Source organism: Suilimivivens sp. (assembly GCF_037359455.1).
Taxonomy (GTDB): domain Bacteria; phylum Bacillota; class Clostridia; order Lachnospirales; family Lachnospiraceae; genus Suilimivivens; species Suilimivivens aceti.
In genome coordinates this window covers 1-24,335 of the sequence record NZ_JAXXXI010000007.1, presented here as the reverse complement: position 1 = coordinate 24,335, position 24,335 = coordinate 1, and the positions used below count along the sequence as shown (strand labels likewise).

Annotated in this window: 25 protein-coding genes and 1 tRNA gene; 25 read left to right on the top strand and 1 reads right to left on the bottom strand. The window is 43.8% G+C overall.

The window, feature by feature from the left end; genetic code table 11:
- The first annotated feature begins 3 nt into the window (after positions 1-3).
- From WJQ40_RS01015 to WJQ40_RS00895, 25 genes are all read left to right on the top strand, one after another.
- Positions 4-885, top strand: a complete 882-nt coding sequence (locus WJQ40_RS01015) for a sugar ABC transporter permease (protein ID WP_262574196.1) — start codon at positions 4-6, stop codon at positions 883-885.
- Positions 886-894: 9 nt separating this feature from the next.
- Positions 895-1,710 carry a carbohydrate ABC transporter permease gene (locus tag WJQ40_RS01010; RefSeq protein ID WP_262574194.1) on the top strand — a complete coding sequence of 272 codons (816 nt, stop codon included), beginning with the start codon at positions 895-897 and terminating at the stop codon, positions 1,708-1,710.
- Positions 1,711-1,743: 33 nt separating this feature from the next.
- A complete protein-coding gene (locus WJQ40_RS01005; protein ID WP_337537616.1) occupies positions 1,744-2,934 on the top strand; it encodes a glycoside hydrolase family 172 protein in 1,191 nt (396 codons plus the stop codon).
- A gap of 13 nt (positions 2,935-2,947) precedes the next feature.
- On the top strand, positions 2,948-4,135 hold the full coding sequence (locus WJQ40_RS01000) for a Gfo/Idh/MocA family oxidoreductase (protein WP_337537615.1): 1,188 nt from the start codon (positions 2,948-2,950) through the stop codon (positions 4,133-4,135).
- A gap of 332 nt (positions 4,136-4,467) precedes the next feature.
- A complete protein-coding gene (locus WJQ40_RS00995) occupies positions 4,468-5,490 on the top strand; it encodes a hypothetical protein (protein WP_337537614.1) in 1,023 nt (340 codons plus the stop codon).
- The gene (locus tag WJQ40_RS00990) at positions 5,480-6,691 is read left to right on the top strand and encodes a CpaF family protein (protein WP_337537613.1); all 1,212 of its coding nucleotides are present in this window, start codon (positions 5,480-5,482) and stop codon (positions 6,689-6,691) included. Before WJQ40_RS00995 ends, WJQ40_RS00990 begins: the two co-directional genes overlap by 11 nt.
- A complete protein-coding gene (locus WJQ40_RS00985; protein ID WP_337537612.1) occupies positions 6,624-7,421 on the top strand; it encodes a hypothetical protein in 798 nt (265 codons plus the stop codon). Before WJQ40_RS00990 ends, WJQ40_RS00985 begins: the two co-directional genes overlap by 68 nt.
- The gene (locus WJQ40_RS00980; RefSeq protein ID WP_337537611.1) at positions 7,422-8,720 is read left to right on the top strand and encodes an immunoglobulin-like domain-containing protein; all 1,299 of its coding nucleotides are present in this window, start codon (positions 7,422-7,424) and stop codon (positions 8,718-8,720) included.
- Between the two features lie 44 nt (positions 8,721-8,764).
- Positions 8,765-8,953, top strand: coding sequence for a Flp1 family type IVb pilin (locus tag WJQ40_RS00975; protein WP_262574487.1), 189 nt, complete (start codon positions 8,765-8,767; stop codon positions 8,951-8,953).
- On the top strand, positions 8,950-10,338 hold the full coding sequence (locus tag WJQ40_RS00970; RefSeq protein ID WP_337537610.1) for a DUF5702 domain-containing protein: 1,389 nt from the start codon (positions 8,950-8,952) through the stop codon (positions 10,336-10,338). The genes WJQ40_RS00975 and WJQ40_RS00970 overlap by 4 nt, the downstream gene beginning before the upstream one ends.
- Before the next feature lie 134 nt (positions 10,339-10,472).
- Entirely contained in the window at positions 10,473-11,204 is a 732-nt protein-coding gene (locus tag WJQ40_RS00965; protein WP_337537609.1) for a hypothetical protein, read from the top strand.
- Between the two features lie 8 nt (positions 11,205-11,212).
- Positions 11,213-11,647 carry a hypothetical protein gene (locus WJQ40_RS00960; protein ID WP_337537608.1) on the top strand — a complete coding sequence of 145 codons (435 nt, stop codon included), beginning with the start codon at positions 11,213-11,215 and terminating at the stop codon, positions 11,645-11,647.
- Positions 11,637-12,068 carry a hypothetical protein gene (locus tag WJQ40_RS00955; protein WP_337537607.1) on the top strand — a complete coding sequence of 144 codons (432 nt, stop codon included), beginning with the start codon at positions 11,637-11,639 and terminating at the stop codon, positions 12,066-12,068. Before WJQ40_RS00960 ends, WJQ40_RS00955 begins: the two co-directional genes overlap by 11 nt.
- On the top strand, positions 12,065-13,354 hold the full coding sequence (locus WJQ40_RS00950) for a DUF6382 domain-containing protein (RefSeq protein ID WP_337537606.1): 1,290 nt from the start codon (positions 12,065-12,067) through the stop codon (positions 13,352-13,354). Before WJQ40_RS00955 ends, WJQ40_RS00950 begins: the two co-directional genes overlap by 4 nt.
- Positions 13,355-13,431: 77 nt before the next feature.
- Positions 13,432-14,439 carry an SCP2 sterol-binding domain-containing protein gene (locus WJQ40_RS00945; RefSeq protein WP_118799506.1) on the top strand — a complete coding sequence of 336 codons (1,008 nt, stop codon included), beginning with the start codon at positions 13,432-13,434 and terminating at the stop codon, positions 14,437-14,439.
- Between the two features lie 65 nt (positions 14,440-14,504).
- Positions 14,505-14,915 carry an HIT family protein gene (locus WJQ40_RS00940; RefSeq protein WP_262574174.1) on the top strand — a complete coding sequence of 137 codons (411 nt, stop codon included), beginning with the start codon at positions 14,505-14,507 and terminating at the stop codon, positions 14,913-14,915.
- Between the two features lie 54 nt (positions 14,916-14,969).
- Positions 14,970-15,812, top strand: a complete 843-nt coding sequence (locus WJQ40_RS00935) for a fumarate hydratase (protein WP_331488788.1) — start codon at positions 14,970-14,972, stop codon at positions 15,810-15,812.
- 20 nt (positions 15,813-15,832) lie between these two features.
- Positions 15,833-16,384: a Fe-S-containing hydro-lyase gene (locus WJQ40_RS00930; protein WP_337537605.1), complete on the top strand. Its 552-nt coding sequence runs from the start codon at positions 15,833-15,835 to the stop codon at positions 16,382-16,384.
- 2 nt (positions 16,385-16,386) lie between these two features.
- On the top strand, positions 16,387-18,156 hold the full coding sequence (locus WJQ40_RS00925; protein ID WP_337537604.1) for a sensor histidine kinase: 1,770 nt from the start codon (positions 16,387-16,389) through the stop codon (positions 18,154-18,156).
- Positions 18,149-18,901, top strand: coding sequence for a response regulator (locus WJQ40_RS00920; RefSeq protein ID WP_118799496.1), 753 nt, complete (start codon positions 18,149-18,151; stop codon positions 18,899-18,901). The genes WJQ40_RS00925 and WJQ40_RS00920 overlap by 8 nt, the downstream gene beginning before the upstream one ends.
- Positions 18,902-19,055: 154 nt before the next feature.
- Positions 19,056-20,261 (top strand): ABC transporter substrate-binding protein, encoded by a 1,206-nt coding sequence (locus WJQ40_RS00915; protein ID WP_262574170.1) that lies wholly within the window; start codon positions 19,056-19,058, stop codon positions 20,259-20,261.
- A gap of 66 nt (positions 20,262-20,327) precedes the next feature.
- A complete protein-coding gene (locus WJQ40_RS00910) occupies positions 20,328-22,040 on the top strand; it encodes an iron ABC transporter permease (RefSeq protein ID WP_337537603.1) in 1,713 nt (570 codons plus the stop codon).
- Position 22,041: 1 nt separating this feature from the next.
- Positions 22,042-23,118 (top strand): ABC transporter ATP-binding protein, encoded by a 1,077-nt coding sequence (locus tag WJQ40_RS00905; RefSeq protein WP_118799491.1) that lies wholly within the window; start codon positions 22,042-22,044, stop codon positions 23,116-23,118.
- Between the two features lie 39 nt (positions 23,119-23,157).
- Positions 23,158-23,841 carry an MgtC/SapB family protein gene (locus WJQ40_RS00900; protein ID WP_337537602.1) on the top strand — a complete coding sequence of 228 codons (684 nt, stop codon included), beginning with the start codon at positions 23,158-23,160 and terminating at the stop codon, positions 23,839-23,841.
- Between the two features lie 187 nt (positions 23,842-24,028).
- Positions 24,029-24,116: transfer RNA gene (locus WJQ40_RS00895), tRNA-Ser, on the top strand.
- Here WJQ40_RS00895 and WJQ40_RS00890 read toward each other — a convergent pair.
- A partial coding sequence (locus WJQ40_RS00890; RefSeq protein WP_337537601.1) for a hypothetical protein occupies positions 24,081-24,335 on the bottom strand: 255 nt, incomplete at its 5' end. The two genes, WJQ40_RS00895 and WJQ40_RS00890, sit on opposite strands and share 36 nt — an antisense overlap.

Sequence of the window (24,335 nt, the reverse complement as noted above, 5' to 3'; positions counted from 1 at the left end):
AATGTGAAAAAGAAACGAAAGCATATAAAGCGGGAAACATTGATTTCTTACCTGATGATTGCACCGGAAATGATTTTGATGTTGATCTTCATTTTTATACCAATAGTATATGCGTTTTATATAAGTCTGTATGACTGGAATGCACTGGGAACTAAGACCTTTGTTGGAATTGCTAATTATCTGAGGATGATCAAGGATTCCACCTTCAAAAATAGTTTAGTGGTTACCGGAAAATATGCTGTTATATATGTTCTGGCGGTTTATGTTCTTTCATTGGCAGCAGCAGTTTTCGTGAATTCGATCAAAGGGAATAAGCGTCAACAAATGTGTAGGATAGCAATATATCTGCCAAATACAGTTTCGACAATTGTTGCCGCAACGTTATGGACGTTTTTATTTAATTCCAGAAACGGATATATTAATAAAATATTGGAAGAATTAGGAATTGGAAGGCAGCTTTTTCTGGGGTCCCGTACGCAGGCATTGATATGTGTTGCAATTGTAGGGATATGGATTGTATTTGGTTACAATATGATCATATTTTTATCAGCATTAAAGGATGTACCCAGTGAATACTATGAAGCTGCGAAGATAGATGGTGCAAATGCGGTTCAGAGATTTTTCAGGATAACACTTCCGTCTATTAAGGGAACGACTATTTTTGTGTTGATTACATCGTTGGTTGCATCCTTTCAGGCATTTGACCAGGTCAGAGTTATGACCTCCGGAGGACCTGGAAAGACAACACAGGTAACAGTATATTATATTTTCGAGCTTGCGTTTGAACAATACAGATTTGGGTATGCCTCTACTATTGCTGTAACATTGTCGTTAATCATTATGCTGGTTACTGTTATACAGATGAAGCTGTTAAAGTTTAAGTAGGTGATTAGAGTGAAAAAATACGGAATATTATTAATAAAAATTGTTGTCGGTTGTGTATTTTTAGCTTTTGCACTTTTTCCGATTATTCTGCTTATAAGCAGTTCACTTAAAATAGACACAGAGGTATTTGATTATCGGATTATCCCAAAACATGTCAGCTTTGATGCATTTAAACAGGTGTTTACAACGCTGGATGTTTTTACGGGAATTAAAAATTCGTTATTTGTAGCAACAATGGTGACGATTTTGGCACTTTTAGTACATTCCATGGCTGCCTTTGCCTTTGCAAGATTAAGATTTCCTGGGAAAAAAGCAGCTTTTATGTGGGTGCTCAGTACGATGATGATTCCCTTCCCGGTAATTATAATTCCATTATTTTTTATAATCAAAAGCTTAGGTCTTGTAAACTCGCTTTGGGGCATGATACTTCCTATGGTGCCTCATGCATACGGTGTTTTCCTCTTCAGACAGTATTTTGTGGAGATGCCGGATTCCTTGTATGAGTCAGCAAGAATTGATGGATGTTCAATTTTCCAGACATTCAGGAAAATATATGTTCCGCTCGCAAAACCTATGTTTATTACCTTGGGAGTTTCGTTTTTTGTTACTAACTGGAATTCATATTTGTGGTCTACCATTGTTGCTCAGGACAAAAGTAAATATACGATTCAGATACAGATTGCAACACTGATGGGATCCTTGAGAATTTCGTGGAATCAGATTCTGGCGGCATCGGTAGTTGCAATTATACCAACTGTTTTAATTTTTGGAGTGCTTCAGAGATATTATCTTGAAGGAATTAAGACGACTGGAATGAAGGACTAAAAATGTATTAATAAAATAAAGGAGGAAAGTTATATGTTAGGAAATGAAATGTTTAAATTTCAAGAAGGAGTTGTGTCCAGATGGGCAAGCCATGAAAATCCGGATGGCGCAAAAGGCGCAGGAGGTACAGCCAGGAATGGCAGAAAAGGAGCTCCCTGGTTTACATTGAATACCGGAGAGAGCAGGGTTTTAGCACATGCAGAAAATACAAGCGGCATTATCCGTCGTATTTGGATTACGATCAATGATCAGACACCGGATACCTTAAGAGGACTGAGGCTTGAGATGTTTTGGGACAATTGTGATAAGCCGGCAGTAGATGTACCTTTTGGAGACTTCTTCTGTGTAGGACTGGGAAAGGTTGCAACATTTAAAAATGCACTGTTTTCCAATCCTGAAGGACGCAGCTTCAGCACATATATTCCAATGCCATTTAAAACGGGTATGAAAATTGTGATTACAAATGAATCTTCATCACCTATTAAACACTTTTATTATGATATAGATTATACATTGGGGGATAAGTTCTCGGAAGATACCATGTATTTTCACGCTTTCTTCAACCGGGAGAATCTTACGCATTTGAAAAAAGATTTCGAGTTACTTCCTTATGTTGAAGGAAAAGGACGATATTTAGGTACGAATATGGGAGTTCGGTGTAATACGAAATTATATTCTGATACATGGTGGGGAGAGGGTGAATTCAAAGCATATATTGATGGTGATACAGATTTCCCTACTATATGTGGTACTGGAGTGGAAGATTATATTGGAACAGCCTGGGGACAAGATTACTATTATGATCTGTACTGCGGCTGCCCGGTATATGATAAGACAAATATGGAATTATGCTTTTATCGTTTCCATGTTCCGGATCCGATTTACTTTAACAGCAATTTCAGAGCAACTATACAGCAGATAGGAGGCGTTGATAGAGATGACTATTTCCATCATGCACAGCTACTGTATAAGAACCAGATGGCAGATAATCAGGTGATCTCTGTGGATGGAGAGGCTGTGGACTTTACCAATATTCCGATGCTGGATGGAAGACCTCTTTTGTTTGAAAGAGAAGACGACTGGTCATGCTGTACATATTTTTATTTAGATAAGCCGGAAAGTGCGCTTCCGGGACTGATGGATGCTTCAGAACGAACAAAGGATTTAGTTGGCAGACCCGGTTTTATGGGGAAATATCCACAGGAAATGCCACTTTTTGATTAACAGGTGAATGGCTATGATTAATAATAAGATTAAAGTCGGAATGGTAGGAATAAGCTTTGGAATGGAGTTTATACCGATATATTTAAAACACCCGGATGTATATGAAATAGCAATTGCTGATACAAATCCGGAACTGATCAAAATAGCCCAGGAGAAATTTGGAATCAACAGTAAGGATTGCTATGACAGCTATGATGAAATGCTTCGGGATGATGAGATAGATGCAATCCATATTGTTACACCGCCTTCTACACATGCGGATTTTTCAGTAAAGGCTTTAAGAGCCGGAAAGCATTGTGGATGTACAATTCCAATGGGCATGAGCATTCAGGAACTGGAAGATGTCATTAAGGCCAGGATAGAAAGTAAAAAGCAGTACATGTTTATGGAAACAACTGTATTTGGGAGAGAATATTTCTATGTGAAGGATTTGCTGGATCGTGGAAAGTTCGGTAAGATACAGTATATGACATGTGCGCATTATCAGGATATGGAAGGCTGGCCTTCATACTGGGAGGGCTTTCCGCCTCTGATGCATCCGACTCATGCGATAGGCACTTGTCTTATGCTGCTGAATGATTATCCAAAAGAAGTGTATGCAAAAGGATCAGGAAGGATCAGGGACGAGCTGGTATCACAATACCATTCTCCGTTTGCATTCGAGGCCGCATTTGTGACAATGGAACACAGTGATGTTGCGATAGAAATGGAACGCTTTCTTTATGGAGTTGCCAGAAGCTATTCAGAATGCTTCAGAATATACGGCAGAGATATGAGCTTTGAATGGCAGCAGCTGGCTTCTGAGGATCCGGTTATTTATACTCGGACCGGAGATATCCAGCAGGAAATGCTGGATATCGATGGTGATCCTGGCAGATATAACAGAGGTGGAGAAATTGTCGAGGAAAGAATAAAGGTTCCGGATTATGGATATAGACTGCCGGACAGTATTGCTGGATTTACGACAGAGACAGTATATAATGATGAAAATACTCATCTGTCATTTAAGCAGGGAGGTGGTCATGGAGGTTCCCATCCTCATATGATACATGAATTTGTACGTGCTATTATAGAGGACAGAAAGCCTGTAGTAGATGATATTGTAGGAGCTTACTGGACAGGAACAGGAATATGTGCACATCAGTCTGCAATGGAAGGTGGAGCTGTTATTCAGGTACCGGAATTCAAAAAATACCTCTAACAGATAAGAAGGCTGTTTAGTAAAAATTACAACACCAGAATCGCCAGTATTTATCAGAAGTTTTCGAATACCGCTGTTTCATACAGCGGTATTCTTTGTAAGTATGTACCAAAGTTTGTATTTTTTTGAGAAACCTATTTACAAACGAAATTTTATTCTATATAATTCGACCTATAAACAAACAGCAGTTGTTTATTTTCTAGAATCAAAACGATCAACAGAGTTATTTTCCGGAAGATCACAGGAAAGCTTCTTTCCAACATTCAACAAATGTTTCAAACGTAACTTGATAATCACACAAGGAGTATTACAGAAAGGGGTAATGTATACCATTGAACAGAAGAATCCTTGCGATTCTTGATAGTGAGGAAAACTATGCCTATCGCCTTATGGACTTTATCACAACAAAGGGGAATGTCCCATTTGAAGTCCATGTCTTTACACGGGATGACAAATTCTATTCTTTTCTGGAAAAAGAAAAAGTAGAATGCTTGCTCGTATCAGAGAACGCATATCAAAAGAAGATCGAAGCTCTGGAAATTCCACATATTATCATCTTGAGCGAAAATGGAACCAATTTAAATCAGGCACTTTATCATGTAAATAAATATCAGTCCTGCGACAGGGTGCTCCGGGAGGTTATGGAGCAGTATTCAGGGGGAAATGGAAAGGAAATTGCCGTAACTGCCTGCCGCAGAGGAAAAATGAAGATCATAGGGATTTATACTCCGGTAGGACGCTGCCTGCAGACGACATTCTCATTGACGCTGGGGCAGATGCTTGCCCGGAAGTATAGGACGCTTTATCTGAATTTTGAGGCATATTCAGGGCTTGGGAAAATGCTGAACCGGGAATTTGAGGGAGATCTTTCGGATTTGACCTATTATTTCAGCTGCGCCAGGGAAAAGCTGTTTTATCAGCTGAAAAGCCTGACAGAATGCGTAGGAGGACTGGATTTTATTCCGCCTGCGGATGTATATCAAAGCCTGTCAGGAATCCGGGGAACAGACTGGATCGATCTATTCCAGGAGATCGAGAAGATCACGGATTACGAATATCTGATCCTGGATCTGTCGGATTGTCTAATGGATCTGTGGGAGGTGCTGAAAAACTGTGATCTGATCTATACCATTGTGAGGGAGGATGCACTGGCTGAAGCGAAAACAAGTCAGTATGAAATGGCACTGGAAACAATGAAGTACAAGGAGATCACAGGAAAAACGAGGAAATGGATGCTGCCGCTGTTCCGTAAGCTGCCCATGCATTTTGGGGAACTGACATATGGAGACCTTGCAGCCTATATCCGAAAGGAGGTTTTTCCGGAGCTTCTTAGAAAGGAGGAACATGAGGACTGATGAACTGGTACTTGTAGAGGAGGAGATCATAAACCGGATGGATCTGACGCAGGATCTGAAGGAAGAGGAGGTCTGTGAACTGATTGATACAGAGATTCTGAGAGAGGGAAAAAGAAGACATCTGGAGCTTTCTTCCATGACGATCCTGCGGAAAAATATTTATCATGCGATCAGGGAGCTGGGTAAGCTGCAGGAGCTTCTGGAGGATCCTGAAATTACAGAGATCATGGTCAATGGGACAGACCCTGTTTTCATCGAAAAGGGAGGAAGATTATTACAGATCCCGGTACGCTTTGAAACGGAAGAAAAGCTCTGTCATGTGATCTGGCAGATAGCAGCCGGATGTAACCGGACGGTAAATGAAGCCAGGCCGATCATGGATGGGCGGCTTAAGGACGGATCCAGAGTCAATGTCGTGCTGCCACCGGTGGCATTAAATGGCCCGGTACTCACTATAAGACGTTTCCCTGGGAAACCTATAACCATGGAACAGCTGATCCGGTTTTCTTCAATCAGCCGGGAAGCAGCAGAGCTTCTGGAATCTCTTGTAAAAGCCGGATATAACATCCTGGTAAGCGGTGGTACCGGAAGTGGGAAGACAACTGCACTTAATGCCCTGTCGGCGTTTATTCCGCCAGAAGAAAGAGTGATCACCATTGAAGATTCTGCGGAGCTGCAGCTTCAGGGACTGCCAAATCTGGTAAGGCTGGAAACAAGGGTGGCCAGTGTGGAAGGCTGCCAGGAGATCACCATCCGGGATCTGATCCGTACATCTTTAAGAATGCGTCCAACACGCTTGATTGTTGGAGAAGTAAGAGGGAAGGAGGCGATCGATATGCTGCAGAGTGTGAATGTAGGACACTGTGGGATGACAACGATACATGCCAATAGCATCAGGGATGTGGTCAGCAGGCTGGAGACACTGGTACTGATGGGGATGGAGATTCCCATTCCGGCGGTTCGGCGGCAGATCAGTGCAGGATTTGATCTGATGGTGCATCTTGGGAGGCTCCGGGATGGGACAAGACGGGTGCTGGAGATTGCGGAGCCGCTTCCTTTTACAGAAGGAGAAATTCAGTTCCGGAGCCTTTACCGGTTTCGGGAGGTGGCAGAAAGAGAGGGCAGGATCATTGGTGAACTGGAAAAGGTGGGAGAGCTTATGCAGAAAGAAAAGCTCCGGGCAGCCGGGATCTGCGTCTGATGGCTTTTACCGGATTTCAGCAAAGGAACATTGGATCCTGATTGGAAAGAGTGTGGCAGCTGTGGTACTGCTGACATACTGCTTTTACCGGAGAGCAGGAGCAGCCATGCTCCTGCTGCCTGTCGGGATTATGTATTACTGCCGGGAGAGGAGACTTTTGCTTGGAAAGAAGAAGGATGACCTGTTACAGCAGTTTAAGGAACTACTGCAGCTTACAGTAGCTTCCCTGAAAGCGGGATATTCAGCAGAAAATGCTTTTTTGAAAGGCAGGGAGGATATGGCGGAGCTTTTCGGAGAGGAAAGTGAGATCTGCAGGATACTGGGACTTTTAAAGACAGGGCTTCAGAATAACAGAAGCCTTTCCGGATTGTGGCAGGAGATTGGGAAAATCTGTCAGATAGAAGAGATCACTGACTTTGCAGAGGTGTTTTCGGTAGCGAAGGAAAGCGGCGGCAATATGGTGTCGGTCATGGAGCAGGTCTGTGGTGTGATCGAGGGCAGGGCAGAAACGAAAAAGGAGATTGCTGTAATGCTTAGTGCCAGGATACTGGAACAGAAAATTATGAATGGAATGCCGTTTCTCATCATTCTGTATATTACGGTTACATCGCCCGGATATTTTGATGCCTGCTACAGCAGTGCAGCCGGGAATATATTAATGACAGGATGTCTTTCTCTTTATCTGTTTGCTTATTTCCTGAGCTGCCGGCTGGTGGAGGTGGAAGTATAGGTGATAGATAAACAGAGAATGTTCCTTTTTTCGCAGCTGTTTCCGCGGGAAAAGGCAGAACAGAAATATGAGTCATTTTATCGCAGAAAACGGCGGTTGCTGATCCTTATGGGAGCAGCTTGTATAGTAGTCATTCTTCTTCTTTGTATCAGCAGAGAAGAAAAAAGGAATCTGTCAGAAGAGGGAACACTGCAGCGGAAGGAATGGAATGAAGGATCCTATGAGGTTATCCTGCAGGGGAACGGTATATATGGAAAAGAACGGATGGTCCTTACTGTTACGGAGAGAAGGCTGACGCAGGAAGAGCTGGAAGCGCTGAAAACAGAAGCAGTGCAAAGGCTGACATCAGAGATCCTGAATGGAAACGGAAGTCTTAAGCGGGTTACTCACAGGCTGCTGCTTCCGGGGTATCTGGATGGGCTGCCCTTTCAGATTTCATGGGAAAGCAGTAATGCTCAGATTATAAACAGCCGGGGTGAAATTACCGCAGAGGAGATCCCGGAGGATGGACTGTCTGTCAGCCTCTATGCCAGTCTTTCCTATGAAGAAAGCTCCTTTACAGAAGAAATACCGCTGTGGGTATATCCAGAGAGAATGACTGAAGAGGAGGCTTACCGGAAGGAATTGCAGGAGCTGCTCTTAAAAACTGACAGAGAAAACCCTGAAGAGAAGGAAATATGGCTTCCGGAAGAAATGGATGGCCAGCCCATCTGTTGGCAGGAAGAATTAGACAAAACAATATTCATTGTGATTCCTTTTCTGGTCATGGGGATGATTCTGCTTTCATTTTCACTGGACAGGAAGCTTTACGAAAAAGAAAGAAAAAGAGAAAAGGAGATCAGAAGAGCATATCCGCAGTTTGTATCAAAGCTGCAGCTTTTGATCGGGGCAGGCATGACACCAAGAGCTGCCTTTATCCGGATCGGAAGAGAGTATGAGAGAAAGTGCAGGGGAGGAGGAAAAAGACAATATCTTTATGAGGAGGTTGTACTGGCTGGCTTCGCTTTTCAGAATGGAAAAGCAGAAACAGAGGTTTACAGGAGCTTTGGAAGAAGATGCAGGGAAAGAGAGTGTAGCAGACTTTCCTTTATTCTGGCAGCAAATCTGAGGCAGGGAAATGAGAAGCTGCTGTCACTTCTTGCAGAAGAAGCAGAGACAGTGCTTTTGGAGCAGAGATACCGGGCAAGAAAATACGGGGAGGAAGCGGGGACGAAGCTTTTATTTCCTATGCTTATCATGCTTCTGGTGGTCATGTTTCTGATCCTGCTGCCGGCGATGGGGAGCTTCAAAAAGGGATAATATATGAATCTGATGGGAGGAAACTATATATGGAAAACAAAATAATGACAGAGGTAAATGAGAAAAAAGTGTCAGGCAGCAGCTTTGACAACAGGGGAATGGGAACGGTGGAAATGATCCTGATCATCGTGGTACTGATCGGTCTGGTACTGATCTTTAAAACACAGATCATGGAACTGACAGAAAGTATTTTTCAAAAGATTGCGGCAGACAGCTCTGCAATCCTGGCATGATGAAGGGATATCTGACAGTATTTCTGTCTCTTTCCCTGTCGATTCTTTCCGGTGTAATTCTGACACTGACGGCGCTTGCCGTCAGAAATGGACAACGGCTCAGAATGGAGTGCATAGCAGATATCAGTATGAATTCTGCGCTGGCAGAATTTGAGAAGACATTACATGACAGATATGGGCTTTTCTATGTAGATCTTTCTTATCAGGAGGCGAAGCCTTCCCTTCAGAATATGGAACGGCGGCTGCAGTATTATCTTTCGGAAAATATTGCACTGTTTCAGAACAGTGACCTGTGGGGCAATCTTGCATTGAAAAATGTAGAGGTCAATGATGTGCAGACAGCTGCAGATGGACAGGGAGGGTCTATGAAAAATCAGGCAGTGCAATATATAGAAGACTGTGGAATCCACAGAGAGGAGACAGAGATACTATCAAGTGGTGACAGTATCTTAGGTACAGGGCAGGAAGATGCCATGGGAGCGTGGTGTGCCTTAATGGAAGAGATAGCCGGTATGGAGCTGCCTTTGATCCAGAATGATAAGGGAGAGTGGGAAGAAGTGCCTCTGTCAAATCCAGCAGACAGGGCATATGGATTTACAGGAAGTGATGTACTGTTTCTGGTTGGGGCACCTATAGATCGCATTCCGGTGGGAAAGATCCGAAAAGAAGATTATCTATCAGGACGAGATAGCAGTGACAGGAATAACCTGCAAAGGCAAAAAGAGGCAGATACCGGTCAGTTTATAGCTTATCTGTTTGAAATGATGGAAAATTACCGCGATGGGAAGGAAGATGGACTTCTAAAGTATCAGCTTGAGTATATAGCAGAGGGAAAGGAGTCTGATTATGAAAATCTGCAGGCAGTAGTGGAGAAGCTGGCAGGGATCCGCTTTGCGGTGAATGCAGAGGCTGTATTTTCTGACAGTGATCTGGTATCAGAGGCGGCAGGACTTGCAGAAGGCTTACAGGCAGTGTCCCTGAACCCTGCGTTTTTGAAGCCTGTAACAGAAAGTATTCTGTATGCCTGTGCTTATCTGGAAGCATTGTCAGAGGTAAAAGTGTTGCTGGAAGGTGGGAGAGTGAGCCTGAGGAAAGAAAGCTGGGTGATTCGTCCGGCTATGATTGCAGAAGCGGAAATACAGGGAGGCCAGAACATATCTTCCGGAATCAGCTATGAGCAGTACCTTGCAGGTATGATTTCAGTACTGCCGGAGAAGGAACGAAACTATAGGGCGATGGATATCATGGAAATGGATATCCGGATGCTGACAGGAAATACCGGATTTGCCATGGACTGCTGTGTGGAACGGTTCCGGGCACAGATCCAGGCAGCAGGATCCGTTCGTGGAAACTATCTGATCGACAGAACCTATGGATACTATTGAAAAGGAGGAAGAGAAAGGTGCTCTCCAGATTTAAAAGAATACAACTATGCAAACTAAATTCAAAGATCCCTTCTCTCATCACATCTGAAAAAAGGAGAGCATCTCTCTCTTCCTCTTTTTTCCTGAAAGGGGGAATGGCACTGGAGGGATGTCTGGTTCTTCCATTGTTTCTGTTTTTCATGAGCACACTGCTGTATGGCATGGAAGTGGTTCGTTTTCAAAATAATGCTTTTAGTTCCATGCACCGTGCCATCAGCAAATCGTGCTTTCTTGCTTATGAAAAATATGGTGGCTCAGGTGAACAGGAAGGAGATTTGTGCAAAATGGTCAGAGAGACACTGGAACAGGAACCGTTTCCTTATCTTTGCGTAAAGGGTGGAGAGATGGGAATGACAGTTCAGGCAGAAGCAGATGCTTATGAAAATATATCTGTGAAAATAGATTACGACATAAAGCCGTTTATTTACTTCCTCCCGATAGGGACTCTGAAGATAGAAGATGGGATCTTCGGGCACGGTTTTACCGGATATGTTCCCGGGAATTGTGGAAAACCAGAAGGCGGAACAGAAAGCTATGTGTATATCACAGAAAATGGAACCAGATACCATCTGTCAGATCAGTGTACCTATCTGCGGGTGAAGGTTCAGGCAGTTTCTGCAGAGGAAACAGAAAATATGCGGAACGGCTCCGGAGAAAAGTATACAGCATGCGAACGATGTAAACCGGTAAAAGGCGGTCTTGTTTATCTGACAGCATGGGGAAACCGCTATCATGGGGAGTCCGACTGCAGCGCATTGCAGAGAACTGTATACATGGTGCCGCAGTCAGAGGCTGGCAGCAGGAGTGCCTGCAGTAAGTGTGGGTGAGATGGGTAATGAACAGATTTACGATTAACGATTATGCAGGAGAATGTCTGGCACTGCTGTTTCTTGCCTGGTTTTCAGCAGAAGATATCCGGGACAGGAGGCTGTCTCTGACAGAGCTTTCAGGCAGCCTTCTGCTTGGAATGCTATATCTTACGTTGACAGGAGGCTTAGATGATGGAAAATTGCCTTACCGGATGCTGCCGGGATTATTCCTGATTTTGCTGGCATATCTTACCAGTGAACAGGTGGGATATGGGGATGGACTGGCAGTTCTTATCCTTGGCTGTTTTCTGGGGGCAGGGAAATGTGCAGCCGTATGTGGGACGGCCTTTATGCTGTCCGGTCTTTTTACTACAGGAAAAATATGCCTGAAAAAGGAAGAACCGGTTCCGTTTCTGCCCTTTTTACTGGGAGCGCTGGAGGTGGTACTGCTTGTGGAATAAAAAGGTAAATGGATATCTGACGGTGGAAGCATCCTTTGTAATGCCGATAGTACTGTTTCTCCATCTGCTGGTGATTCTTCTGGCCTTTTTTCTTTATAACAGATGTGTCATCTCCCAGGATCTTTATATTCTGGCACTGCGTGGCAGCAGGTTTACGGACCATGGCTCCTTTTACGGGGAAGTGATTTATGGAGATATGGCAGAAAAAGGCACAGATACGGATTATCTGAGGGAAACGCTGGCAGACAGGCTGCAGTATTATCCGTTTTATGATCAGCAGGAAAATGAGCTCCATACAGATGGAATATATGGGGATGTTGAAATTGGTACCAGTGGTTATGATGGTGCACTGACAGTAAGCAAACGGCTGGAACGATTGAATATCAGGGAAGAAATACGAAAGGTGAGACAGAGTAAATGAGAGAGATCAGTTATCATAAGGATTATCGTCATAATTATCTGATCATCCGTGAGGATGAAATGACAGGAGATGACTATCAGAGAAAAATGATCACGGAAAACCGGATCAGAGGGCTGCTGCCCTGTCAGATCCGGTATATTAACGGGGAAACGCTGCTTTATTATGAAATCACATCAAAACAGAGTGTGAAAGGCCTGTTTGAAGGAAAGCACCTTACTATGAAAGAACTGAAGGGCTTATTCATCAGCTTGAAAATGGTGATGGAGGAGACAGCTTCTTTTCTGCTGCCGGAGGATGGACTGCTGATAGAACCGGATATGATCTTTACAGAGTTGGAAAAAGATGAATTTTATTTTGTCTATGATCCTTTTTCGGAGAGCAGAGGGGCACAGACACTGATCACTCTTTTGGAATTTCTGGCAGATCATGTGGACGGAGAAGATAATGCTGCCCTGCAGGCGGTATATCATATGCTGGATCTGGCAGAAAAGGAACAGTTTGTACTGGATGAAATCGTGGAGTGGTTTGGTGAAGAAGAACAGCCAGAGAACGTTCCAGAACCGGAAAAAGAAATACATGAGATGCAAATGGAAGAACCATATCCCTGTTATGAAGAGCAGGAACCGGCAGAGAATCCGGCAATTCAGAGACTGATCAGTACACAGGCAGCAAAAGTCTATCTGGTCTGTGCGGTTTTTCTGAGTGTGGTACTTGGTTACCTGACATATACATATGAGCTTTCGGAAAAAATGCTTGTCTTCAGTTACGCAGGATTTTTTCTGGCAGGACTGCTGATAATTCTTTCATTGGGGACAGTTATAGTCAGGAAGCTTTCTGGCAGAAAGCAAAAGAGAGAAACGGAAAATCTGTCATTCCGGGAAACGGAAGAGGAAATGTTTTCACATGGAATCTATGAAGAGGCCTGTTCTGAAAGAGTACAAGGTCAGCGGAAGGAATATGGGGATACCGTCTATATTCCATGGACAGCAAACAGTGAAAACAAGCTGTACGGAGTAGGGAAGGATAATAAATTCCATATTGACCTGAACCGGCTGCCGATCACAGTGGGAAAGCTGGCAGGGAGCGTGGATATGGTGATCGATAATCAGAGCATCAGCCGGGTACATGCCCGGTTCACCAGAGAAGGAACGAGAATCTGCATGACAGATCTGAATTCTACTAATGGGACTTTCAAGAATGGACTGCGTCTGACGCCTAATACTTCTGAGATCCTGGAACCCGGTGACGAGATTCGTCTTGGAAAGCTGAAATTTGTATATCGTTAAGAAGATTGCATAATCCGGCGTCCATGGTATAATTAAAAAACAGGGCAGACATTAACCGAAAGGGTTGGATAATCAGAATGAAAATAGCAATTTATTATGGTGGCCGCGGACTGATCGATGATCCCACATTATATGTGATCAACAAAATGCAGGAGGTTCTGGAGGAACTGCATGTAACAGTAGAGAGGTACCACCTGTATGAACTGAAGAACACGATCACTACGCTGCCTAAGACCCTAAAGGAAGTAGACGGTATCATTCTGGCTACGACCATAGAATGGTTTGGTATTGGCGGTTATATGCAGCAGTTTCTGGATGCCTGCTGGCTGTATGGAGATAAGGAAAAGATTGCCAGCATTTATATGTGTCCAGTGGTCATGTCTACGACCTATGGAGAGCGGGAGGGCAAGCTGAATCTTGAAAATGCCTGGGAAATCCTGGGCGGTAAGCCATGCAGTGGTCTCTGCGGCTATATTGCCGATATTGCAGATCTGGAAGGTAACGAGGAGTATAATAGTATCATTGAAAAGAAAACAGAGAATATTTATCGGACAGTAAATCAGAAGATGGCTAGCTTCCCGGCCAGTAACCAGGCTGTGAAGCAGCTTGTTTCCAGCACCAGAAATACAGATCTGACACCGCAGGAAACAGAACAGCTTTCCCAGTATGCAGCAGATGACAGCTATGTAAAGCGGAAAAAGGAGGATATTCAGGAGCTTACCAGCCTGTTCCGGGATCTGATGGGAACAGAGGAGCAGGAAAATACAGAGGATGAGTACTGCAGGGAGCTGCAGAGCCATTTTGTGCCACAGGCAGGTTTTAAGGCTGTTTATAAGCTCCAGCTTGAAGAGAAAAAGAAGCCACTGATCATTGAAGTAAATGGAACAGAGATCCGGGTATATTACGGGAATGTGAACAGTGCAGATGTGGAGATTCAGATCGGACGCAGTGCAGTAGATGATATTATCCATGGCAGGATGACATTTCAGAGAGCCTTTATGGGGGGGCTCATGAAAATGAAAGGTGATTTTAAAGTATTACGTACACTGGATCAGATCTTTCAGTTTATGGATCAGAAATTGTAAAGCATATGGTAACAACAGATAATGATAACAGGTTCCTGTGAAATACAGGAGGGAAGGAAAGAAATATGAAGAATGATAATTGTATTTTCTGTAAAATTGCAGCTGGAGAAATCCCGTCAAAAACATTGTATGAGGATGAAAAATTCCGCGTGATCCTTGATCTTGGTCCGGCTACCAGAGGACATGCACTTGTGATCCCGAAGGAGCATTATGCAGATCTCTATGAGATACCTGAAGAGACTGCCGGAGAAGCCATGAAGGTTGCTAAAAAGATGGCAGCTGTTATGACAGAAAAGCTGAAAGCAGATGGCTTTAACATTGTTCAGAATAATGGTGAGGTGTCGGGACAGAGTGTATTCCATTTCCATATCCACCTGATTCCCAGGTATGAAGGAGATGGACATATCCTTTCCTGGAATCCTGGAAGTCCGTCCCAGGAAGAACTGGAAGAAGTAAAGCAGCAGATTCTTGGATGATCTGTCTGGAAAATCTGGAAAGAAGGAACAGACAGAGAAAGGCGGAGCAGACCATTGAGAACAGTAAAGACCAAACAGATCACAGAAAATATCAGGGAAATGTGCATTGAAGCCAACCACTTTCTGACAGGAGATATGACAGAAGCATTGGACAGGGCAAGAGAGTCTGAAAAAGCGCCTCTTGGAAAACAGATTCTGCAGCAGCTTCAGGAAAATCTGCAGATTGCAGGAGAGGATATGATCCCGATCTGTCAGGATACCGGAATGGCAGTGGTATTTGCAGAAGTTGGACAGGATGTTCATATAGAAGGTGGTCTTCTGGAAGATGCCATACAGGAGGGTGTGCGCAGAGGATATACAGAAGGGTTTCTGCGTAAATCTGTGGTAAAGGATCCACTGATCAGGGAAAATACAAAGGATAATACACCGGCGGTTATCCATTATACGATTACATCCGGAGATAAGATCAGATTGACATTGGCTCCTAAGGGGTTTGGGAGTGAAAATATGAGCCGGATCTTTATGCTGAAACCGGCAGATGGAATTGAAGGTGTGAAAAATGCCATACTTACAGCAGTAAAGGATGCTGGACCCAATGCATGCCCGCCTATGGTAGTTGGCGTGGGAATTGGTGGTACCTTTGAGAAGTGTGCACTGATGGCCAAGCAGGCACTGACAAGACCGGTGAATGAGCATTCTCTCATTCCTTATGTAAAGGAAATGGAGGAAGAGCTTCTTGAAAAGATCAATAAAACAGGGATCGGACCGGGAGGACTTGGGGGCAGTACCACTGCACTGGCCGTGAACATTAATACTTTTCCCACACATATTGCAGGGCTGCCTGTAGCAGTGAATATCTGCTGTCATGTAAACAGACATGCAGTCCGGGAAATCTGACAGGGAAGAGAGGACAGGATATGGAACGACATATGACAGTTCCCTTTGGGGAAAAGGAAACATCCGGGCTGAAAAGTGGAGATTACGTATATCTTACAGGTACCATCTATACTGCAAGAGATGCGGCACATAAAAGAATGTATGAGGCGTTGCAAAAAGGAGAGAGCCTGCCGTTTGATCTGAAGGATAATCTTATCTATTATATGGGACCATCTCCCGCCAGGGAAGGAAGACCTATCGGATCTGCAGGCCCTACGACTGCTAGCAGAATGGATAAATATGCGCCTGCGCTGCTTGATCTTGGACTTCGGGGAATGATCGGAAAGGGCAGGAGAAGCGAGGATGTAAAAGAAGCGATTGTCCGCAATAAGGCGGTTTATTTTGCTGCAGTTGGCGGGGCAGGAGCCCTTTTATCAAAGTCCATATTACGCTCTGATGTGATTGCTTATGACGATCTTGGGACAGAGGCAATCCGTAAACTGGAGGTTAAAGATTTTCCGGTGATCGTAGTGATCGATCCTGAAGGAAATAATCTGTATGAAACCGCAATTGCCGCATATAGAGAAGAGTAGCGATGAAAATATTGAAGAATTATTCTTTCCGCAAAAAAACATTTGCCGGTATGCTTCTGGCAGCAGGAATTCCGATGCTGATCGGATACTTTATCATGCTTCAGATGTTTAATATTACCTACCGGAGAAGTCTGAACCAAGAGGCGGAAACGATTCTGAACGCAGTAGCCGGGTCTTTTGACTCGGCTTTTTCAAATATTTATGATGGGATCCGCCAGCTGGCAGAGGAAGAAATCATTCGCAAAAATCTGGAAAATGGAGATGGAGCAGGAACCTCCGTATACCGGGAACTGTACGCAGTCAGCTCCAAATACAGTAAGTATGCTTATTTTTCCATTTATGATGCAGAAGGGAAAAAGCTGGTTTCTGTGACGGAGAATACTTATATCAAAGAAAAGCTGCCATTAGACTGGAGCGTATTATATGAAGCAGGACAGAATCCGGGCAAAGTGGTTGTACGGAACGCCAGATTATATGAGGGGGAGAAAAGAGTTGAGTTTCTTAGAGCAGCTATGGCAGTCCGTTCAGAAAAGGGAGAAATCACAGGATATATTGTAGCAACTGTAAATGACGGACTTTTTGATAATATGAAGTGGGGGCTCGTCAGCGAGGATCAGGGTGTTATTTATGCTATGGACAGCTTCCAGGAGATGGTATACTGCTCAACGGATTCCTATGACGAAGATGAAATGCGCCGGATCAGACGGGAAATGCTCCGGGACGAGGCTGCTGACAGCGACAGTCAGAATGCCTGCGTGAGTGCAGATAAGAAATATTTTTATTACGTAGATTACGAAGAGACAAGTGGTCTTTATCTGTTTTACCAGCAGCCGGTTGCGGCATTAAATCAGTTAAAAAACCGTGCATTTACCATAGCAGTGATGTCAGCAGCTCTTGGGCTTATAATCTGTATTTTCTTGTCAAAATCGGTCAGCAGCTTTATTTATCAGCCGATTAAGAGGATGCAGGATGCGATCGCAGAGATCCGGCAGGGAAATTTCAAAGCAAGGATCAAGGTTGACAGTCAGGATGAGCTTGGGCAGCTTTCGGAGAGCTTTAATATGATGGCAGAGCATCTGACTGATAACATGGAACGTCTTCTTGCCAGAGAAAGGGAGCTGAGCGAGGTACAGATCAAAATGATGCAGGCACAGTTGAATCCACACTTTTTGTATAATACGCTGGATACCATGAAATGGCTGGGAAAGGCTAATCAGATCCCGGAGATCGCCACGATATCTGCTGATCTTGCCAAGATCCTTAGGATGAGTATTTCTGCAAACCCGGAGGTACCACTGGCGAAGGAAGTGGAACTGGCTGAGGCATATGTCCAGATTCAGGAAATCCGATTTGCAGATAAATTTGAATTTATTGTGGATCTGCCGGATGAACTGGCAGCTCTTCTGGTACCTAAGCAGATTCTGCAGCCAATTATAGAGAATGCGATCATCCATGGTCTTGGAGGAAGAGAAAATGGAAGGGTTATGGTGCAGGCAAGACAGACAGGGGAAGAAATTCTTAAGATCCGGATCCATGATGACGGTGTTGGGATGAGCAGGGAACAGGTGTGGAAGCTGAATCACTGCGAGGAAGATACTTCAGAGCAGCACAGAATGGGAGAAGAAAGACACAGTATCGGGTATTATAATGTCAATGAGATCATAAGGCTGAATTATGGGGATGGTTATGGCTTGTATACGGAGTCTGAGGAAGGGGCAGGAACCTGTATTTACATGACATTGCCGGTCAGAAAAGGGGAGAAGGATGTATAAAGTAGTTGTAGTTGAAGATGAGAAGCTTGTACGGGAAGGGATTGTACACGGAACAGAATGGTCCCGGATCGACTGTATGGTAGCAGGTGCGGCCGGAGATGGGGAAGAAGGAATTGAAGCAGTACATAAATATCACCCGGATGTGATCGTGACAGATATCTGTATGCCCAAAAAGAGCGGGATTGAAATGGTGGAAAGCCTGCGGAAGGAGGGAAATCATGCAGTGGTTATTTTTCTGACAGCTTATGGAGAGTTTTCCTATGCCCAGCAAGCGGTAAAGCTGGGAGCTGCAGATTATCTGCTGAAGCCGTTTTCAGACGGAGAGCTGGAAGATGCAGTAGAGCGTATCCTGAAGCAGAATAAAGAAAGAACAGAAACAGAGGAAAAAAATCCGGAATGCAGTCTGATCAAGGGGGATAAGAGCAAATATATCATGGATGCAGTCTCTTATATTGATGAGAATTATGCTAATCCCAATATTTCTGTCAGGTCTGTGGCAGAGAGCCTCGCGATCAGTGAGGGACATCTTAGCCATTTATTCAGGAAGGAAACAGATTTTACCTTCCTGTCTTATCTGACGCAGTGTCGTATGCGGGCGGCAAAGAAGCTCCTGAAGGATCATAGATATAAGATTTATGAGGTGGCGGAAATGGTGGGATATAAGGATATCACTTATTTCAGTGTCACCTTTAAAAAGCTGATAGGAGTATCCCCGTCAGAATATCAGGACAGATACAGAGATTAAAATGTCAGAATAATTAAAAGGATATGCGTTTTGTCCAGTATACAGTTTTGTGTAGTATTTATATAATATAAATATAATCAATGAATTTTTTGTTACATATGAACAAAAGTGGGAGCGGCCTAAAGAACAGCTCCCGGAAAAGGAGGATTCATTTATGAAACAGTTAAAGGGCAAAAAGGCGCTGGCCGCAATCCTGACAGCAGCGATGACCATGTCACTGATGGCATGCGGAAGTTCAGGCAGCGCGGCAACAGAGGAGAAGCCGGCAGAAGAGACACAGGAGACTGCTGCGGCAGAAACAACAGATACTGCGGCAGAGGAAACCACAGAGAGCAGTGATTCTGGAATGGATGCTTTGATTGAAGCAGCTAAGGCAGAAGGAAAGCTTACTGTATATGGTTCCTGCGAGGAAGCTTATCTTTCAGCAGCATGTCAGAAATTTGAAGAAATGTATGGTATTCAGGTAGATTATCAGAGACTTTCTACCGGCGAGGTTTATACCAAGATTGAAGAGGAAGCAGGAAATCCTTCCGCAGATGTATGGTTCGGAGGAACAACAGATCCTTATAATGAAGCGGTAGCAGCAGGACTGCTTGAGCCTTATCAGGCACAGAATGCATCCCATCTGATTTCTGATACATACAAGGATCCGGATGGAAACTGGTATGGAATTTACAAGGGTATCCTTGGATTTATGGTAAACAAAGAAGAGCTTGACAGACTTGGCCTTGAGGAGCCAAAGGACTGGGATGATCTATTAAAGCCTGAGTATAAGGGGCTGATCGGAATGTCCAATCCATCCACAGCAGGTACAGCAAAGCTGGTCATTAACACCATGGTTCAGATGAAGGGTCATGATGAGGCAATGGAGTACTTCAAGGAGCTTGATAAGAATATATATCAGTATACTAAGAGCGGCTCTGGCCCATCCAAGATGGTAGGACCTGGCGAATGCGTTATCGCAATCGGTTTCTTACATGATGGCATTACACAGATCCTTTCCGGATATGACAATATCGATCTGATCATCCCTGCATCAGGTACCAGCTATGAAATTGGTGCAACAGCAATCTTTAAGGGCTGCAAGAATGAAAATGCTGCAAAGCTCTGGGTTGAATATGCATTATCACCTGACTGTGTAAATATTGCAAAAGAGAACGAGTCCTATCAGTTCCTTGTTATCGACAATGCAGAGCAGCCTGAAGAAGCAACCCAGTTCGGACTTGATCCTGACAATGTGATTGATTACGACTTTGAAGACGCAAAACAGAACACAGCTACCTATGTAGAAGACTTCTTCAATGCAGTAACAAACGGTTCTTCTGAAAATGCCGACAGCAGCAGATTCCTGACCGAGTAATTAACAGAATCAGGGGAGATGGTGTCTGTACCATCTCCCTCTTTTTATCAGAAAGGGGGAAAACAGATGGCTGCCCAAAGTAAGAGTGCAAAACTGGATCGAAAAAAACTGTTTTCTGATCCGGTTATGGTAGGAATGATCAGTATTCTGCTCATTTTCCTTGTATTATTTATTGTATATCCGTTGTTTGTTCTTTTGATTGACAGTATTTATACCGAAGGAAAGCTCACGCTTTCCGTATTCCAGAGAGTTCTCAGCATGAAGCGTTTCCGGACTGCGTTTTCCAATACCCTGGTGCTGGGACTTCTGACAGGAATTCTTTCTACGGCAATCGGACTTCTTTTTGCATATGTAGACGTTTATGTAAAAATAAAAAACAAAGCAGTAGGAAAGCTGTTTAATGTTGTATCACTGCTTCCGGTTGTATCACCGCCTTTTGTATTATCCTTATCGACTATTATGTTGTTTGGACGGAGTGGAATTATTACCCGTTCGCTCCTTCACATATATGATTCCAATGTATATGGATTAAAAGGAATTGTAGTCGTTCAGACACTGACCTTTTTCCCGGTCTGTTATCTGATGCTGAAGGGACTTCTGAAAAATATAGATCCATCGCTGGAAGAAGCTGCCCGTGATATCGGTGCTTCCCGGATGAAGGTATTTACGACAGTTACCCTGCCGCTGCTTCTGCCAGGTCTTGGAAATGCGTTCCTTGTAACCTTTATCGAGTCAGTTGCGGATTTCGCAAACCCGATGCTGATCGGTGGTGATTATGATACGCTGGCAACTACGATCTATCTGCAGGTAACAGGCTCCTATGATTCAACAGGTGCTGCAGCGATGTCAGTTGTATTACTTTCACTGACACTGATCCTTTTCTTTATCCAGAAATATTATCTGGAAAGAAAGACAGCAGCTACATTGACGGGTAAAGCATCCAGAGCAAGAATGCTGATCGAGGATAAGAGTGTAACCATTCCTCTTACACTGATCTGCTGTTTCGTAGCACTGTTTGTTATCATCATGTATATCATGATTCCTTTTGGTGCGTTGTTTAAGCTGTGGGGACGGGATTATTCACTGACCTTTAAGTGGTTTGATTATCTCTTTAAATACAGTGGGCTGAAGGCGTTTAAGGATTCCTTCCTGCTTTCGGTGATCGCAGCGCCGATCACAGCCCTGCTTTCCATGGTGATTTCCTATCTGGTAGTAAAGAAAAAATTCAGATCCAAGGGATTTATTGAATTTGTTTCTATGCTTGCCATGGCGGTTCCCGGAACGGTTCTTGGTATTGGCTATATCAGAGGCTATGCAAATGGAATTTTCCATACAGGTGTCCTCAGTGGTATTTATGGAACCGGAATTATCCTGATCATTGTATTTATCGTCAGAAGTCTTCCTGTTGGAACAAGAAGTGGTATTTCCGCCCTGAGACAGATTGACAAATCCATTGAGGAATCTGCTTATGATCTGGGAGCGGGAAGCGGAAGAGTATTTACAACAGTAACGCTTCCACTGATTAAGGATTCGTTTTTCAGTGGCCTGGTAACATCATTTGTGCGCAGCATTACTGCGATCAGTGCGATCATTCTGCTTGTAACGCCGCAGTTCCTGCTGATCACCTGTCAGATCAATGAGTTCGCAGAAAAAGGTTACTATGGCGTGGCATGCGCCTACGCGACAATCCTGATCGCTATTGTATATCTGTCGGTTCTGCTGATGAACCTGTTTATCCGGTTCTTTGGCACAAGTAAAAAGATAAAGGAGGAAAAATAATATGCTGAAAGAATCCAAAGGAATCCGTCTGGAGCATATTTCCAAAATATATCAGGATCCTAAAACAGGAAAAGACTTTAAAGCTGTGGATGATGCCAATCTGGTGATCGAGCCAGGCAGCTTTGTTACCCTGCTTGGACCTTCCGGCTGTGGAAAGACTACAACCCTTCGAATGATTGCCGGCTTTGAGAGCCCGGATGAGGGAGAAATCTATCTGGGAGATCAGCCTATTAATGAACTGACGCCCAACAAACGTGATACAGCGATGGTATTCCAGAGCTATGCACTGTTTCCTCACTATAATGTATTTGACAATGTAGCATATGGTCTGAAGCTTCGTAAGCTGGATAAAAAGGTGATCCATGACAAGGTTATGGAGATCCTGGATCTTGTAGAACTGAGTGGCATGGAAGGACGTATGACAAACCAGCTTTCCGGTGGACAGCAGCAGAGAGTTGCACTGGCAAGAGCGCTGGTAGTAGAGCCGAGTGTTCTGCTTTTTGATGAGCCTCTTTCCAATCTGGATGCCAAGCTTCGTGTATCCATGAGAACAGAGATCAGAAATATCCAGCAGAGAGTGGGGATTACAGCGGTTTATGTTACTCATGATCAGAGTGAAGCCATGGCTCTCTCAGATCAGATCATTATTATGAATAAGGGAGTTGTTTCACAGATCGGTACACCACAGGAGATTTACTATCATCCTGCTGATGAGTTTGTAGCAGACTTTATCGGAGAAGCGAACTTCCTGCGAGGCAGGCTTGTACAGAAGGACGGTGAAAAGGGAGTGCTGTCTATTGATAATCATGACGTAGAGGTAGATGATATAGGAAGCTTTGAGGTTGGAAGTGACTGCACTGTTGTATTGCGGCCGGAAGCAGCTGTACTTGCACCGGAAGGACAGCTGCCCTGCAAGGTTGTGATGAGCTGCTTTATGGGTGAATATCAGAATTACCATGTAATGGCAGGAGATACTCTTGTTAAGATCACAGACTTTAACCCCAAGCATAAGAGGATTTATCGGGTTGGAGAAGAAGCCTTTGTCAGATTTGATACCTGTGATGTACACATTATATAATAGAAGAAATCAGGTATCTGGATAAAGGAGGGGTAACGAATGGGTAATTTTCTGATGGAGCAGCTACCTTTCTTTGTCAGGATCATTCTTGCCTGTCTGTGCGGTGGTATTATAGGACTGGAAAGGCAGCTTCGTACCAAAGTGGCCGGAACCAGAACTCATATTATGATTGCACTGGCATCGGCACTGATGATGATCATATCAAAATATGGATTTATGGATGTTATTGGGATTGATGGGACTTCCTGGGACGTTTCCCGTGTTGCGGCAGGTATTATCACTGGAATTGGTATACTGGGTGGTGGCCTTATCTTTATTGGAAAGCAGGGCTATGTAAGCGGAATTACCACAGCGGCTGGTGCCTGGGTTACAGTAGGTGTGGGAATGGCTGTAGGAGCCGGTATGTATCCGATCAGCATTGGAACTACATTGCTTGTTGTTCTGATCCAGACTGTATGCCATAAGGATCTTTGGGTAGTAAAGCAGGCTACGAGAGCCAGGGTTGTATTTCTGGTGTCTAATGAAAAAGATGCCTTTGGTAAAATTAGTAGTGAATTGAATGGTTATAATATATCCATAAGTCAGTTCAAGTGGGAACGTAAAGGAAAAAATGTTTTTCAGGTCCGCTGTCAGGTACTGATTCCCGCCAGATACAGTAAGGAAGAGATCGTGAATTTGTTTGCTGGTCTGGATGAGGTGGAATCTTTTGAAATTATTCAATAGAAATGGAAAAAGAAGCGGTGCACAGGAGTATATTTCCTGTGCATTCCGCTCTCTACTTTATCTAGTATTTTTTTCTCAAAAAACACTAGATAAAGAAGTTGACAAACGATAGTGGCTTAGGTATAATAACTTTTGCGTCGTAAAGATGCACAATAAAATATTGGTAGTGGGAAGCAATTCAGATTATGGAGAAATACTCAAGAGGCTGAAGAGGCGCCCCTGCTAAGGGTGTAGGTCGTTCACGCGGCGCGAGGGTTCAAATCCCTCTTTCTCCGTTTAGCTACCAATAGTCCTGGAAGTGCCAGAGTTGGTGCTTCCAAATTTTTCGCCAGGACTTGTAAAAACAACCTATATTTTATGTAAATATTCGTTGACAAGAACTTGGGACAGGTGCTATAATCAAATTCCACCGTCTGAAAGAGCTGGTAAGAGATCCGGTGTGACGGAAGGGAGGTTTTTCTGAGAAGAAAAACAAAAATAAAAAATCTCAAAAA